This window comes from Streptomyces sp. NPDC053427, assembly GCF_044544985.1.
Lineage (GTDB): Bacteria > Actinomycetota > Actinomycetes > Streptomycetales > Streptomycetaceae > Streptomyces.
Map to the genome: position 1 here is coordinate 99,435 of NZ_JBITYA010000011.1, position 16,010 is coordinate 115,444.

The 16,010-nt window shown below is 72.7% G+C and carries 10 protein-coding genes; all 10 read right to left on the reverse strand.

What is annotated here, in order from left to right; translation table 11 throughout:
• Window positions 1–45: 45 nt before the first annotated feature.
• The 10 genes from ddaH to ACIGWZ_RS28830 all read right to left on the reverse strand — a co-directional run bounded on the left by ddaH (window position 46) and on the right by ACIGWZ_RS28830 (window position 15,934).
• A complete protein-coding gene (gene ddaH, locus ACIGWZ_RS28785) occupies window positions 46–888 on the reverse strand; it encodes a dimethylargininase (protein WP_400069610.1) in 843 nt (280 codons plus the stop codon).
• Window positions 889–943: 55 nt separating this feature from the next.
• Window positions 944–1,510, reverse strand: a complete 567-nt coding sequence (locus tag ACIGWZ_RS28790) for a flavin reductase family protein (protein WP_400069611.1) — start codon at window positions 1,508–1,510, stop codon at window positions 944–946.
• Complete coding sequence (locus ACIGWZ_RS28795; RefSeq protein WP_400069612.1) at window positions 1,507–2,763, reverse strand: cation:proton antiporter; 1,257 nt, start codon at window positions 2,761–2,763, stop codon at window positions 1,507–1,509. The genes ACIGWZ_RS28790 and ACIGWZ_RS28795 overlap by 4 nt, the downstream gene beginning before the upstream one ends.
• Before the next feature lie 51 nt (window positions 2,764–2,814).
• Window positions 2,815–4,365, reverse strand: coding sequence for a tryptophan halogenase family protein (locus tag ACIGWZ_RS28800; RefSeq protein ID WP_400069613.1), 1,551 nt, complete (start codon window positions 4,363–4,365; stop codon window positions 2,815–2,817).
• Between the two features lie 163 nt (window positions 4,366–4,528).
• On the reverse strand, window positions 4,529–5,038 hold the full coding sequence (locus ACIGWZ_RS28805) for a YbaK/EbsC family protein (RefSeq protein WP_400069614.1): 510 nt from the start codon (window positions 5,036–5,038) through the stop codon (window positions 4,529–4,531).
• Complete coding sequence (locus ACIGWZ_RS28810; protein ID WP_400069615.1) at window positions 5,035–6,147, reverse strand: branched-chain amino acid aminotransferase; 1,113 nt, start codon at window positions 6,145–6,147, stop codon at window positions 5,035–5,037. Before ACIGWZ_RS28810 ends, ACIGWZ_RS28805 begins: the two co-directional genes overlap by 4 nt.
• A gap of 123 nt (window positions 6,148–6,270) precedes the next feature.
• The gene (locus tag ACIGWZ_RS28815; protein WP_400069616.1) at window positions 6,271–6,657 is read right to left on the reverse strand and encodes a nuclear transport factor 2 family protein; all 387 of its coding nucleotides are present in this window, start codon (window positions 6,655–6,657) and stop codon (window positions 6,271–6,273) included.
• Complete coding sequence (locus ACIGWZ_RS28820; RefSeq protein WP_400069617.1) at window positions 6,647–7,657, reverse strand: TauD/TfdA family dioxygenase; 1,011 nt, start codon at window positions 7,655–7,657, stop codon at window positions 6,647–6,649. The genes ACIGWZ_RS28815 and ACIGWZ_RS28820 overlap by 11 nt, the downstream gene beginning before the upstream one ends.
• Before the next feature lie 43 nt (window positions 7,658–7,700).
• Window positions 7,701–7,910 (reverse strand): MbtH family protein, encoded by a 210-nt coding sequence (locus ACIGWZ_RS28825; RefSeq protein WP_400069618.1) that lies wholly within the window; start codon window positions 7,908–7,910, stop codon window positions 7,701–7,703.
• A gap of 59 nt (window positions 7,911–7,969) precedes the next feature.
• Window positions 7,970–15,934 (reverse strand): amino acid adenylation domain-containing protein, encoded by a 7,965-nt coding sequence (locus ACIGWZ_RS28830; RefSeq protein ID WP_400069619.1) that lies wholly within the window; start codon window positions 15,932–15,934, stop codon window positions 7,970–7,972.
• Window positions 15,935–16,010: the final 76 nt, after the last annotated feature.

Genomic DNA, 16,010 nt, shown 5'->3' on the forward strand with positions numbered 1-16,010 from the left:
GCAGAGCGGTTGCCGCGCGGCGCCTCCGCATCGGGGGGTGAGCGGTCAGGCTCTTCGGTGCGGTTCTTCGCGGAGCTCGAGGGTGCAGCACTTGACGCTGCCGCCGCCCTTGAGCAGTTCGGACAGGTCGATCCCGAGGGGTTCGAAGCCGCGCTCGCGCAGCTGTCCGGCGAGTTCGGTGGCCGCTTCGGGCAGCACCACATGGCGGCCGTCGCTGACCGCGTTGAGGCCGAACACGGCGGCGTCCGCGGGGTCGGCGAGCACCGCGTCCGGGAACAGCCGCCCGAGCACGGCCAGGCTGCCGGGCGAGAACGCCCGCGGGTTGTACATGACCTCGTCGTGGTCGAGTACGGCCAGCGCGGTGTCGAGGTGGTAGTAGCGGGGGTCGGTCAGCTCCAGGCCGATGACCGGGCGGCCGAAGAACTCCTGGGCCTCGGCATGCCCTTCGGGGGTGCTGCGGAAGCCGCGGCCGGCCAGGACCCAGCTGCCGGTGACCAGGAAGTCGCCCTCGCCCTCGTTGATGTGCTCGGGGTCGTGCAGGGCGGCGTAGCCGGCGGCGCGGAACCAGTCCAGGTAGGCGGGGCCCTCGGCGGTGCGCTCGGCGTTACGGAAGCGGGCGCCGAGGACCTTGCCGTCGACGACGGTGGCGCCGTTGGCGGCGTAGACCATGTCGGGCAGGCCGGGGAGGGGGGATATCAGCTCCACCTGGTGGCCGAGGTCGGTGTAGAGGGCGCGCAGCCGCTCCCACTGGGCGATGGCCAGTTCGGTGTCGACCGGCTTGGCGGGGTCCATCCAGGGGTTGATGGAGTAGCTGACCTCGAAGTAGGTGGGGCGGCACATCAGGTAGTGCCGGGGCCGGGCGGTCCGGGTGCGGACGGGCTCGCTCATGTCGCTCCAGTTCAGGCGTGGGGAAGGGGGTGCGGACGGACCCTAGGGGCGGGTCTCAGCCCGGCGGTGGCCACGAGCGGTAGGCCCGCAGGCCGTACAGCAAAGGCTCGGTGTCGGCGAGCTCGCGGACGCCGTGGACCTCGCCGAAGACCATGCGCTGGGCGCCGACCCGTACGGTCTGGGTGATCATGCAGTCGGCCACCGCGCGCGCCGCCTCGGTCAGGTGGGGGCCGCCGTGGCCGGCCGGCGCGTCCCAGACGGTGACGGCGAAGCGGTCCGGGTCGCCGGAGGCGAACAGTTCGGCGGTCTCCTGCCCCTTGGCGTGCAGCAGATTGACCGAGAACCGGCCGCTGTGCATGGCGGCCGCCAGGGTGGGGCTGCCGATGCGCATCCCGACGAGCAGGGTCGGCGGCTCCACCGTGACGCTGCACAGCGCCGAACAGGTCATGCCCCAGGGGCGGCCGTCGGCGTCCACGGCGGTGATGATCGCCACGCCGCTGGGGAAGCCGGTCATCAGCGAGCGGAAGCGCGCCGGGGTGGTCTCTTCGCGGGCCGGGGCGCTCGGGCCGGCGGCCGGCGCGCTCTCTTCGATGGATGTCGTGACGCGTTCCAAGGTGCTCACCGCTCGGCTGGTTGGAGGACGGGCTCCGCGGCCGTGGGGGCGGTGCGGCCGCGGCGGTCGACGGCCCACAGGAGCGGGCCGCTGAGTGCGGTGGTGACCAGCGCCATGATGACCAGCGCCAGATAGAGGCCGGGGGTGAGGATGCCCGCGCTGTAGCCGATCTGGAGGGCGACGATCTCGGTCAGGCCGCGGGTGTTCATCAGGGCGGCCAGGCGCATGCCCTCGAGATGCGACTGGGCGCCCGCCCGCGCCCCCAGATAGCTGCCGATCAGCTTCGAGACGATGGCCAGTGCGGTGCCCAGCGCCACCGCCTGCCACGAGAAGAGCGCGTCCGGGCCGACGGCCAGCGAGGTCCCGGTGATGGTGAACAGGACCGGCAGGGCGAGGCGGCCGGTCCTGCCGAGGGTACGGGCGGCCCGCGCGAACGCCCCGTGCTCGCCGTCCGCGGGCAGCGCCAGGCCCACCAGCACCGCGCCGAAGACATCGGTCAGGCCGAGCCGTCCGGTGGCGGTGGAGGCCGCGAAGGCGGCCACGGCGATCAGGATCAGCAGCACCGCGGGGTGTGCGTCGGCCGCCGCCCGTACGGGGGCGGTGGCGGCCAGCCGGCGCAGCAGATACCCGCCGACCACACCGACCGCGAGGACCGCGGCGGCCCGGCCGATGCCGCCCTCGCCGGTGGCCAGGCCCACGGCCAGGGCCAGCAGTACCCAGGTCACCGCATCGATGGTGATCGCGCTGGCCATGGCCAGCCGGCCGGTGCCGGTGCGCTCGATGCCCCGGTCCTTGAGGATGCCGGCCAGTACGGGGACGGCGGTGACCGCCAGCGACACGGCCAGCATCAGCACCAGTGCCGGGGTTTCGGCGCCGCCGCGCAGCCGGGGTCCGCCGTACTCGAGGACCCATACCGCCAGCAGTCCGCCGGCCGCCATGGGCAGCAGCGCGGAGCCGACCGTCAGCCAGGCCACCGCCCGCCCGCTGAGCCGGGCGGCGCCGCCGCGGATCTCCTGCGCGGCGCCCACCAGGAACAGCGCCAGGCCGAAATGGCCCAACTCCTTGAGCGCGTCCTTGCCCTGGGACTGCGGTCCGCCCCAGCCGGTCCCCGTGACCAGCAGCACGCCCAGCAGGAGACAGACCGTGATCTCGCCGACCACCTCCGGCTGGCCGAGGCGGCGGGCCACCCAGCGGCCCAGCAGCGCCGTGGGGGCGATCGCCGCGAGGACCAGCGCCGGTTGGACTACGGTCAGTGCATCCACGGTCTCTCCCATCTCGTCGGTCGTGCCGCCCGGTGGGGCCGGGCCGGCGGGTCAGTGCATCTGGGCGAGGTACTCGTACTGGCTGGGCAGCCGCTTGGCGACGTCCCGGGCCTGGTCCTTGAGCCGCTGGATCTCCTGCGCGGCCCGCGAGTCGTCCATATGCGCCAGCACGGGCGCGGACTTGAGGTCGATACCGCCGAGGCCGAGCAGCATCGCGTGATAGGAGTACGGCTCGAAACCGTGGTAATACGGGAAGACCGTCTCCTCGGTGGGCAGCTTGGACTGCCACGCCTCCATCCGCTCGGCCAGCCCGTCGGGCATCGCCCGGGTCTTGGCGTCCCGCCAATAGGCGTTGTCATTGCGCGCCGCGCCGCGGTAGTGCAGCACCAGGAATTCCCGTACGCCGTCCATGGCATGGGCGACGGTGCGGTTGTACGAGGTGCGCAGCGTCGGGTCCCAGTCGGCGTTCGGGAAATGCTTGACGAGTTCTTCGATGCCCTGCTGGATGAAGAAGATGCCGGTCGATTCCAGCGGCTCGACGAATCCGCTGGAGAGGCCGATGGCCACGCAGTTGTTGACCCAGGAGTTACGGCTGCGCCCGACCCGCATGCGGATGTGATTGGCCTCCACGTCCGCGGCCTGCGGGCCGACGAATTCGCGCAGGGTGCGCTCGGCCTCCTCCGGGGTGGTGTAGTCGCTGGCGTAGACGTAGCCGGTGCCGATGCGCTCGAAGAGCGGAATCGTCCAGATCCAGCCGGCCTCCTGCGCGGTGGCGGTGGTGCAGGGGCGCAGCCGCGTCCGCTCCGCGTCGTGCGGTACGCGCAGCGCGACCGCGCTGTCGTTGGGCAGGGTGTCCTGGTACGAGAGGAACGGCTCGCCCAGCGTCTTGTTGAGCAGCAGGCCGGCGAAGCCGGTGCAGTCGATGAACAGGTCGCCGGCGAGCTCGCCGTGCTCGCGCGTCCTGAGGTGGCTGATCCAGCCGCGGTCGTCGCGGGCGACCTCCACCACATCGTCCTCGATGTGCCGGGCGCCGCGGCTGGTGGCGTACTCGGTGAGGAAGTCGGCGAGCAGCGAGGCGTCGAACTGGTAGGCGTAGGGGAACTGGGTGGCCTGCTCGGCGAGCGTGGTGCGCTCAAGGTCCATGGAGCCGCCGCGCTCGACGAAGTCCTGCTCGAAGAGGGTGCCGTCCAGGTACCGCGGCGAGCGGAGGTTGTCGCAGATCTCGGACATCATGAAGACGTCCCGGTCGAAGCGGTCGCTGGGCTTCTTGTTCAGCCACCACTCGGTGAGCGGGAAGCCGTCGACGACGCGGAGCCGCTCGAAGGGGTGGTAGAAGTAGTGGCCCTTTGCGCGCCAGTTCTCGAAGCGGATGCCCAGCTTGTAGGTGGCATTGCACTTCGGCATCCACTCGTTCTCCGGGAGCCCGAGGTAGTCGAAGAAATGGCGCACGGTGGAGAAGGTGGCCTCGCCGACGCCGATGGTTTTGATCCGCTTGGACTCGACGACGGTGACGTCGATGCTCTCGCCGAGCGCGGCGCGCAAATACGCGGCCGTCATCCAGCCCGAGGTGCCGCCGCCGACAATAACTACGCTGTTGAGCACAATTCCTCCGGGAAAGTTCGGTGAGCGGGAAATGTTGCTGGGCCGGAAATGTGGTGGGCTGGCGCACAGCATCCAGCAGGGCCCAAGGGCGTAACAGGCTCTTAAGCGCTGTTGAAAAGACGCACTTCAGACCGAGTTTTGAAGCGGCATCCGAACCCGGTCGTCACTCGGAAATGGGGACGATCTTGGGGTTGGCCAGTGCGCGGTAGTCCTCGGTGGCCAGGGCCACCGAAAGGTCCAGGCGGGCCGCGTTGAAATACAGGACGGGCTCTTCCATCAGCGCCGGGTCGGCCAGGAGGGAGAGCTCGTCGTGGAACGAGAACGGGATGATGCTGCCGCTGACGCAGCCGGACAGCCGCTCGGCCAGGTCGCGGCGGGCCAGCCGGGCCCGCCGGCCGCCGTACTCGCCGGCCACCCGTGCCAGGGCCACCCGCCGGTCGCCGGGGACCACCGCGAGCACCTGGCGTTCGGCGGCGCCGGCGACGGCGTCCGTCACGGTGACGATCATGCATTTGGCCGCCGCGGAGAGCGGGTGTCCGCGCAGCTCGCTGGCCCGTACGGTGTGCCCCTCGGGCGGGTGGGAGAGCAGCTCGTAGCGGGCGCCGCTGCCCTCCAGCAGCCTCAACAGGCGGTCGGATGCGGTGTGTTCGTCCTGTCCGGTCGCCGCGTTCATGTGCCGGCCGGCTGCGGCGCCGGATCGACGGGCCGCATCCAGGAGTAGCGGTCGGGCAGTTCACCGCGCTGGATGCCGAACAGGGCCTGGGAGAGCCGGGTGGTGACCTCTCCGATGGTGCCGTCGCCGATCGTCCAGGTGCCGTCGGTGGTGCCGACCTCGCCCACGGGGGTGATCCGGGCGGCCGTGCCGCAGGCGAACACCTCGGTCAGCTCGCCGGACGCGCAGCCGTTGCGCCAGTCCTCCAGGCTCACCGGCCGTTCGGCCACGGGCACGCCGAGGGCCGGGGCCAGCCGCAGCAGCGCGTCCCGGGTGACTCCGGCCAGCAGGCTGCCGGACAGCGGCGGGGTGACCAGGCGGGCGTCGCGCCCGGAGCCGTACACGAAGAAGAGGTTCATCCCGCCCAGCTCCTCCACCCAGCGGCGCTCCACCGGGTCGAGCCAGACGACCTGGTCGAAGCCCTCCTCCTGGGCCGCCGCCTGGGGCAGCAGGCTCCCGGCGTAGTTGCCCGCGCACTTGGCGGCGCCGGTGCCGCCGGCCGCGGCCCGGGAGTAGGTGTCGGTGACCCAGACCCGTACCGGGCGCCCGCCGGGGCCGAAGTAGCCCTCGGTGACGAAGGCCATCAGCAGGAAGCGGTAGGCACGGGCCGGGCGCAGCGCGAGGGTGACCTCGCTGGCGAAGACGACGGGCCGCAGGTACAGGCTCATCTGGGGGTCGTCGGGGATCCAGTGCTGGTCCTGGGCGACCAGGGCGTCCACGGCGTCGAGGAACAGCTCCTCGGGCAGCTCGGGCATCATCAGCCGGCGGGCGGAGGAACGCAGCCGGCGGGCGTGCGCGTCCGGCCGGAAGACGCCGACCCGGCCGTTGGCCGAGCGGAACGCCTTGAGCCCCTCGAAGACGACCTGCCCGTAGTGCAGGCCGACCGTGGCGGGGTCCATCAGGAGCGGCCCGTAGGGCTGCAACTCCGCGTCGTGCCAGCCCTGTTCCTCGCTCCACCGGATGGAGACCAGGTGCTCGGTGAAGGCGGAGCCGAAGGCGGTCGAGGCGGTACGCTCCGCGCGCTGCGACGGCGAGAGCGGGCGGGCGACGGGTTTGGACACGATAGGCACTCCGGCCTCCTGTGGCGGGTCGTGCTGATCGGGCGGGTTCAGGGGATGGGGGCGGGGCGGGGCGGGGCGGCGGTTCGGGCGGCCGGGTCGGTCGACCCGGCCGGGGGACGCTGCGGCGGGGGGCTAGACGAGCGGGGCGAAGAAATACGTGTCCCGTCGGCGGAAGCGCTGGTCGGCGTCATCGTGGACGAAGAAGTCGGCGAATTCCAGGGAGACTTCGCGGCCGTCCTTCAGGACGCCCTCGAAGACGCCGGTGACCGCGCTGCGCTCCCCCTGGACGACGACCGAGGTGACGGTGTGCCGGCCGCGCTCGATGACCCGCTCGCCCGTGTAGAAGGCGTGCAGGCCCTGGTGGCCGCGCATCGGCGCATAGCCGGGGCGCCGGTAGACGGCGTCCTCGGTGAAGAGCGCGATCAGGCCGGGCACGTCGGTGGCGTCCACCAGCCGGTAGTACTCGCGCACCTTGGCCGTCTTGGCCTCGTGGGCCGGATCGGGGCGGTCAGTGCTCATCGTCGCCACCGCCCGCGCCTGCCATGGCGACCAGGGTCTGCCGCTCGCCGGTGTAGGGCCGGCGGCCGTGCGAGACCAGCAGGTTGTTGACGATCAGCAGGTCGCCGCGCCGCCACGGGAAGGCGTAGCTGCACTCCTCGAACGCGTCCCGGACGGTGGCCATCTCCTCGTCGGTGATGGGGGTGCCGTCGCCGTAGTAGGCGGCGCGCGGCATGTCCTCCTCGTCGAACATCTCGGCCAGCGCCTCGCGGGTGGCCGGCGGCAGGTTGGAGGCGTGGAAGAGATGGGACTGGTTGAACCAGGACTCGCGTCCGCTGACCGGGTCGGTGATCAGGGCGGGCCTGCGGTGCCTGGTCCGCAGGCCGTCCTCGGTCCAGGTGAGCTCGATGCCGTGCTGCTTGCAGTAGCGCTCGACCTCGGCCCGGTCCTCGGTCTGGTACGACTCCTGCCAGGTCAGGCCCATGCCCTCGCGGTAGGCGCGGGTGTAGAGCACGCCCTTGTCCCGGAAGCGGGCGACCAGGTCGGCGGGCAGCCGGTCCAGCAGCGCGCGGGTGTCCGCGAGCGGGGTCTCGCCGCCGGTCTCGGCGGCGACGACGGAGGCGAAGAACAGCCAGCGCGGGTAACTGTGCGAGTACGCGCTCTCGTTGTGCTGCACGATCGTCTGGTTCGCCGGGTATTCGGTGGAGGTGTAGACGTTGCCGTCGACCTGGCTGCGGGGCGTGGACCGCTCGGTGTAGCTGAGCAGTTCGCCGCCGATGCGCGCCGCGACGTCGTTGAGCAGCGCGGCGTTGTCGACCACGCCGCGCACCAGCACCGCGCCGTAGGTGCCGAGCGCCTCCCTCAGATGCGGGCGCTGCTCGGTGGCCCAGCGGGCGATGTCGGCGGCGTCCGTGCCGTCCCCGTCGGCCTCGTAGACGACGACTTCGGTGTGCGCGGTGCCCTCGAGCCGGCCGCGCCGGCCGCCGAGCACGGCCAGCCGCTCGGGCAGTTCCTCAACCATGGTGTTGCCTCTCCTCCTGTGACGTTCCGTGCCCGGGTGCCGGTCAGGCGCCCATGGCCTCGATCAGGGACTTGGGGCGCATATCGGTCCAGTTCTCGTTGACGTGGTCCAGGCACGCCTGGCGCAGCTGCGGCCCGAAGACGGCCTCCCAGCCCTGGGGGACGTCGGCGAAGCCGGGCCAGAGGGAGTACTGGCCCTCTTCGTTGCGCAGGACGAGGTAGCTGGATTCGTCGTTCTCGAAGGGGTTGGACATGGGGAATTCCCTTTCGCTGAGTGGGCGATGGCGGTACGTGCCGGCGGTATCCGGCGGATTCAGCCGAGGAGGGTGCGCAGTTCGCGCAGGAAGCGCTCGGCGAGTTCGGCGATGGTCTTTTCTCTGTGTACTTCGGTGGAATAGCGGAGGGTGAGCCGGAATTGCTGTCCGCTGACCGCTCCGGCGATATCGAGCAGATGGGGCCGTTCGCCCTGTCCACTCTGTTGCGCGACGGCCGGCAGCACGGCGGAGAAGGGCCCGGATTCCCGGCCGTCGGCGGGCGCCTCGTCGAACCGGCCGAGGTAGTTGAAGATCACCTGGGGGGTGGCCGCCGCGGTCAGCGAGGGGGCGCCGGCGAGGTACCGCAGCGCGCCGTATCCCAGGCCACGCCCGGGAATGTCCCGCAGCTGCCGCCCCATCGCCTTGGCCTTGGCTCGCGGGTCGTTCCCGGTGGGCCGGGCCAGATGGACCGGGTAGAGGGTGGTGAACCAGCCGACGGTGCGGGAGAGATCGATGTCGTCGAATATCTCGTCGCGGCCATGGCCTTCGATATCGACCGTAATGCCGTCGCCGCCGGTCCATTCGGAAAGCGTCGCGCCGAGGGCGGTCAGCAGCAGCGCTTCCGTACGGACCCGGTGGGCGCCCGGCGCGGTACGGAGCAGCGCTTCGGTTTCGCTTTCGGTCAGCTCGACCGTGTATTCCGCCTCGGACGATACCGTATTGGCTCCGCGTGAATCCACCGGCAGGGTGGCCGAATTCTTTTCCACCACCCCTTCCCAATAACGGAGTTCGGCGTTCAGGGCGCCGCCGGCGGCATGGTCGCTCAGCCGTGCCGCCCACCCGGTGAAGGGCGTCGGTACGGGCGCCACGCTCACCGGCTCCCCCGCCCGCGCCTGGCCGTAGGCGGCCGCGAGGTCCGCGAGCAGGATGCGCAGCGAGACCGCGTCGGTGACCAAGTGGTGGGCGACCAGGAGGAGCCGGGAGGGGTGAGCGGTGCCGCCGTCGAAGAGCACCGCTCTCGCCACCGGTCCCCGGGCCAGGTCGAGCGAGGACTGGGCGGCCGCCACCGCACGGTCGACGGACCCCGCCACCTCCTCTTCCGGGATCCCGGAGAGGTCCTCGCGGTCGAGCGGTACGGGGACGAGGCCGGGCGCGGGCCGCTGCACGCGCTCCCCGTCCTGCGGGAACCGCATCCGCAGCGCCTCGTGCCGCGCCGTCACCGCCTCCACCGCCCGGGTGAGCGCGCCGAGGTCGGCGTCCGGGGCGAGTTCCAGCAGGACGGACATGTTGTAGTGCTGCGGCGCCGTGCGGTAGGCGTCGAAGAACCAGTGCTGTACGGGGGTGAGGGGCGCCGGTCCGGCGCTCGGGCCGGCTTCCGCGCTCGCCCCGGTACGGGCTTCCGCGGTCGCGTCCGTAGCGGCCCGGGGGCCCTCCTCGGGCTTCTCGTCCGCCCGGCCCGCCGCATCGATCAGCTCCGCCAGCGCCCGTACCGTGCCGCTGCGGAAGACCTCCTTGGAGGTGAGCGGCAGCCCGGCGCGGCGGCTCCGGGCGACCAGCTGGATGCTGAGGATGGAGTCGCCGCCCAGGTCGAAGAAGCCGTCGTCCAGGCCGACCGCCTCCAGGCCGAGCAGCTCGGCGAAGATCCCGGCGAGCCGCCGCTGGGTGTCGGTCGTCGGCAGGTCGGCGGGGGCCGGTCCCGCGGTGGCCGCCTCCGGTGCGGGGAGCGCCGCGCGGTCGACCTTTCCGTTGATGGTCAGCGGCAGTTCGGGCAGCACGACCAGGGCCGTGGGGACCATGTACTCGGGCAGGCTGCGGGCCGCGAACTCCTTGACCGCCGCCGCGTCCGGCGCGGGGCCGTCGGGGCGCGGGGCCGCGTAGCCGACCAGCCGCAGGCCGCCGGGGCCCTCGGCGGCGAGGACACAGACCTGGCCCACGCCGGGGGCCGCGGCCAGCGCCGCCTCCACCTCGCCCAGTTCGATCCGGTGCGCCCGGATCTTGACCTGGTCGTCGGTGCGGCCCTGGTATTCCAGGCCGCCGTCGGCGGTCCACCGCACCAGGTCCCCGGTGCGGTACATCCGCGCGCCGGGCTCGCCGAACGGATCGGCCACGAAGCGCTCGGCGGTCAGCTCCGGGCGGCCCAGGTAGCCGCGGGCGAGCTGGGCGCCGGCCACATAGAGCTCGCCGGGGACGCCGACGGGTACCGGGCGGAGCAGGGCGTCGAGGACATGGGCGCGCATGTTCCACGAGGGGGTGCCGATGAGCACGGCGCCGGCCGGGTCGGGGTCCTGCGGGGTCAGGCTGTGGACGACGCAGCCCACGGTCGCCTCGGTCGGGCCGTATTCGTTGACGACGGTCGCGCCGGGGTGGGCGGCGCGCCAGGCGGTCAGGGACTCGCCCAGGAGCTGTTCGCCGCCGACGACGAGATCGCCCTCGGCGAGCACCTCCGCGGGCAGCGACTCCAGCAGCCCCACATGGCTGGGGGTGGCCTTGAGGAACGTCGGGACCGGCCGGCCGGCCTCGCTCCACAGCCGCGGGTCGAGGTCCTCCAGGTCGCTGACGTAGACCGTGCCGCCGGCGATCAGCGGGGCGAAGAGGGTGGTGACGGTCAGGTCGAAGGAGACGGAGGAGTGCAGTACCGCGCCGCCGCGGATGCCGGGGTAGGAACCCTCGCACCAGCGGAGATAGTTGGCGAGCCCGGTGTGCGGGACGACCACGCCCTTGGGGCGGCCGGTGGAGCCGGAGGTGTAGATGACGTACGCGGCGTTGCCGGGGCGCAGCGGCGCGCGCCGGTCGGCGTCGGTGAGGTCGCCGCCGGGCTGTGCGGCCAGGGCCGTGCGGGTGGCGGGGTCGCCCAGGACCAGGTGGTGGGTGCCCTCGTCGAGCCGTACCAGAAGGCCGGCCGCGCGCTGGGTGATGACGCAGACCGGGCGGGCGTCGGAGAGCAGCGCGGCGATGCGTTCGGCCGGGTAGGCGGGGTCGACGGGCAGGTAGGCGGCCCCGGCCTTGAGGACGGCGTACAGCGCGGTCAGGAGGCCGGCCGAGCGCGGCATGGAGACGGCGACGACGTCCTCGGGGCCGACGCCGAGGGTGATGAGGTGGCGGGCCAGGCGGTTGGCGCGCTCGTTGAGTTCGGCGTAGGTGAGGGCGGCGTCGTCGGAGACCACCGCGGGGGCGTCGGGGGTGCGGGCCGCACGGTTCTCGAAGAGGTCCATGACGGTGGCGTCCGGCAGCGGGTGGCGGGCGCCGGTCCGGTCCGCGGCGGCGCGGGTGCGCTCCGGCGCGGTGAGCATCGGCAGCGTCGCCATCGGCCGTTCGGTGGCCTCGGGGGCGGTCAGCGCCTCGGCGAGGGTGGCGAGATGGCCGGTCAGGCGGGCGATGGTGGGCTCGTCGAAGAGATCGGTGCTGTATTCGACGGAGCCGCGCAGCGCGCCGTCCTCCTCCCAGTAGTTCAGGGTCAGGTCGAAGAGCGAGAAGTCGCGGGCGAGGGGCTGCTCGGAGAGCTTCAGGCCGTGCAGGTGCAGCGGCTCCGCGGGGGTGTTCTGGAACGCGATCAGCGCCTGGACCAGCGGCGGGCGGCTCAGATCGCGCTCGGCGACGACCGCGTCCACCACCCGCTCGAAGGGCACCTCGCCGTGCGCGAACGCCGCCAGCACGGTTTCGCGCACGGAGTCCAGGAACTCCCCGAAGGGCAGGTTTTCGTCGACGTCCTCGCGCAGCACCAGGGTGTTGACGAAGAAGCCGATCAGGTCCTCCACCTCGCCGCGGTCGCGGCCGGAGCTGAGGGTGCCCAGGGCGATGTCGCGCTGTCCGGACCAGCGGGCGAGCACCAGCTGGCTGAGCGCGGTGACGGCCATGAAGAGCGAGGCACCGTGGTCCTGGGCGGTGCGGGCGAGCCCGGCCGTCGCGGCGGGCGAGAGGCCGAAGGTGTACAGGGCGCCGGCGGAGCCGCGGACCGGGGGCCGGGGCCGGTCGGTGGGCAGTTCCAGCGGCGCGACATGGTCCAACTCCAGCTTCCAGAAGTCGAGTTGGCGTTCCAGTTCGGCCCCGGAGAGATGGTCGCGCTGCCATACGGCGTAGTCCGCGTACTGGACGGACAGCGGGGCGAGGCCGCTGTGCGCCAGCACCTCGGCGGCGTCCCGCGAGCCGCATTCGAGCGCCGCGTCGTAGAGCGCGCCCAGCTCGCGGGCGACCACGCCCATCGACCAGCCGTCGGTGACGATGTGATGCATGGTGACGGCGAGGGCGTGCTCGTCCTCGGCGGCCCGGACGAGCAGCGCGCGCAGCAGCGGGCCGCGGCGCAGATCGAACGGCACGGCGATCTCGGCGCGCAGGATGGCCTGGAGTTCCGCCTCGCGGGCGGCCGGGTCGGCGGCGGTCGGTTCGGCGAGCGGGACGGGGACGTCGTAGGGCGCGCCGATGCGCTGTACGGCCTCGCCGTCGGCGGTGTCGAAGGTCGTACGGAGCACCTCGTGGCGGCGCACGAGGGCGGAGAGGGCGGCGGACAGGGCGCCGGTGTCCAGCGGGCCGGAGAGCCGCAGCACGCCGCCGGCGTTGTAGGCGGCGTTGCCCGGCTCGAACTCGTCGAGGAACCACATCCGGGCCTGGGCGAAGGACAGCGGCAGCGGGCGGTCGCGGTCCGCCGGGGCGATCCGGGCGGTATGGGCGGCGGCCCGGCCGGCGGCGACCTGCTCGGCGAAGCCCGCGATGGTGGGCCGGTCGAAGAGGGCGCGGGCGGACAGCTCGATGCCGAAGGTCTTACGGACCCGGGAGATCACCTGGATGCTGAGGATGGAGTTGCCGCCCAGCTCGAAGAAGTTGTCCGTCACGCCGACGCCGTCCAGCTTCAGCACCTGCATCCAGATGCCGGCCAGCGTCTCCTCCAGGGCGGTGCGGGGCGCGACGCGGGCGGCGGCGGAGGCGAAGAGGGCGGGGTCGGGGGCGGGCAGGGCCTTGCGGTCGACCTTGCGGCTGCTGGTCATCGGCAGCGCGTCGAGGGCGACGACGACGGTGGGCACCATGTAGTCGGGCAGGGTGCGGGAGAGCAGCTCGCGCAGCTGCGCCGTGTCCGGGGCCTCGGCGCCCGGCTGCGGTACGACGTACCCGACCAGCTGCTTGCCGCCGGCGCGGCCCTCGCGCGCCACCACCACGGACTGCGCCACGTCCGGGTGCGCGGCCAGCGCCGACTCGATCTCGCCCAGTTCGATGCGGAAGCCGCGCACCTTGACCTGGTCGTCGGCGCGGCCGAGGTATTCGATGACGCCGTCGGCGGTCCAGCGCACCAGGTCGCCGGTGCGGTACATCCGCGCACCGGGCCCGCCGTAGGGATCGGCGACGAACCGCTCGGCGGTCAGCCCCGCGCGGCCCAGATAGCCGCGGGCCAACTGGGGTCCGCAGAGGTGGAGTTCACCGGCGACGCCGACCGGAACCGGGCGCAGCAGCCGGTCCAGGACGCGGATGCCGGTGTTGTGCACGGGGCGGCCCACGACCGGGCGGGGGCTGTCGGCGAGCTTGCACCACAGGGTGTCGACGGTGGCCTCGGTCGGCCCGTAGAAGTTGTAGCCGGTGGTGGTGCCGGTGCCCGCCGTGCCCTCGGCGGACCGCAGCTGCTGCCACAGCGCCTCGCCCACCGCCTCGCCGCCGAGCATCAGCACGGCCGGCCGGTGTTCGTCGCCGGTCAGCAGCCCGGCGGCGAGGACCTGTTCGGCGTAGGTCGGGGTGAGGTCGAGCAGATCGATGCGCTCCTTGCGGACGTATCCGACGATCGCCTCGGGGTCGCGCCGGACCTCGTCGTCGATGACGTGCAGCTGATGGCCCGCGACCATCCACAGCAGGCCCTCCCACGAGGTGTCGAAGGAGAACACGGCGGTCAGCGCGGCCCGGAAGCGACGCCCCCCGGCCGCCTCGACCGCCGGGCGGATGAACTCCGCCTCGTGGTTGCGGTAGAGGTTGAGCAGCCCGGCGTGGTCGGTGAGGACGCCCTTGGGACGGCCGGTGGAGCCGGAGGTGTAGATGAGGTGGGCGGGGTTGGCCGGACGCAGCGGAGCGCGGCGGTCGGCGTCCGTGGGCGCGGTTCCCGGGCAGCGGGCCAGCAGCGCGCGGGCCGCCGCATCCGCCAGGTCCAGGGTGGGCACGGACGAGGGCGCCGCGAGCCGGGCGACGGCGTCCTGCCCGGAGACCAGGACCAGCGCCGGTGCGGCATCGTCCAGCATGAACGCGATGCGGTCGCGCGGCAGGTCGGGGTCGACGGGCACATAGGCCGCGCCCGCCTTGAGCACCGCCAGGATGCCGATGACCATGTCCTCGGTACGGGGCAGCGCCAGGGCCACGAGGTCCTCGGGGCCGACCGACCGGGAGACGAGGTGGTGCGCCAGCCGGTTGGCCCGCTCCTCCAGCTCGCCGAAGGTCAGCGAGACGGCGTTGCAGACCAGGGCCGTCTCGTCGGGCGTAAGGGCGGCCTGCGCCTCGTACACCGCGGGGAGGGTGGTGTCGGGCAGCGGATGCCGGGCGCCGCTCCAGCCCGCCAGCAGCCGGTGCTCCTCCTCGGCGGTGAGCATCGCGATGCGGCCCATGGGACGGCCGGGCTCGGCGGTCAGCCGGTCGGCGAGGATCCGGAGATGCCCGCAGAGCCGTTCCACCGTGCTCGCGTCGAAGAGATCGGGGTTGTACTGCACGGCGCCGAGGAGGCCGCCGTCGCGCTCCCAGAAGTCGAAGTCGATGTCGAAGAGCGACTGTTCGCGGGCGAAGACGTAGTCCTCCAGGGTCAGCCCGCTCAGCCGCAGCGGCTCGGCGGGGGTGTTCTGGAGGGAGACCATGGCCTGGACGAGCGGCGGGCGGCTCAGATCGCGGTCGGTGATCACCGCGTCCACCACCCGTTCGAACGGCACCTCGGCGTGCGCGAACGCCTCCAGCACGGTCTCCCGTACGGAGTCCAGGAAGTCGGCGAACGGCTTGCGCTCATCGACCTCTTCGCGCAGCACCAGGGTGTTGACGAAGAAGCCGACCAGGCCCTCCACCTCGCCCCGGTCGCGGCCGGAGACGGAGGTGCCCACGGCGATGTCGCTCTGCCCCGCGTAACGGGAGAGCACCAGCTGGCTGAGCGCGGTGACGGCCATGAACAGGGTCGCTCCGCGGTCCCTGGCCGCCTTGGTGAGCCGCTCGGTGGTCTCCGGCGGCAGGGAGAACAGGTACTGGGCGCCGGCGGAGGTGCGGACGGCCGGGCGCGGCCGGTCGGTGGGCAGCTCCAGCGGCGTGACGGCGTCCAGCTTGCCGGTCCAGTAGGCGAGCTGGCGGTCGAGCTCCGCGCCGGAGAGCCGGTCGCGCTGCCAGACGGCGAAGTCGGCGTACTGGACGGTCTGCGGGGGCAGCCCCGCGCGCTCCAGCAGCGCCGCCGCGGCGCGCGGCGCGGTACCGGGCCGCAGCGCCGCGTCGTACAGGGCGCTCAGCTCCCGGCCGATGATCCCCATCGACCAGCCGTCCGTGACGATGTGATGAATCGTCAGGGCGAGAATGTGCTCCCGCTCGTCCAGCTTCAGCAGCAGGGCGCGCAGCAGCGGCCCGGTGCGCAGGTCGAAGGGGCGCGCCACCTCCGCCCGCAGCAGACTCCGTACGATCGCGTCCCGGTCGTCCCGCGGCGCCCGGGGCACCTGAGCGACCGGTACCGGCACCGGGAAGGGGTCGCCGACGATCTGCACGCCCCGCCCGTCCACCGCGTCGAACGTCGTCCGCAGCGACTCATGGCGCGCCACCAGCGCCGACAGGGCCAGCGCCAGGGCCGGGACGTTCAGCTCGCCGGTCAGCCGCAGCGAGGTGCAGGAGTTGTACTCCGCGCTGCCCGGCTCGAACTCGTCAAGGAACCACAGCCGTTGCTGGGCGAAGGACAGCGGAAGTTCCCGGTCGCGGCCCACCGGGGTGATCCGGCCCGGCCGCCCTTCCCCGGCGTCGCCGGCCAGGCGGGAGCGCATCCGGTCCCGGAGGTGCTCGGGAAGGGACTGTATCCAGCTCTCGCGTGATGCCGCGGCGTCCATTGTGTCTCCTTCAGGGGTGGTTCACGTGAGGTCGGGGGTGTGGCGCGGCCGGGCCCGGTCCGCCGGGTGGTCCGCC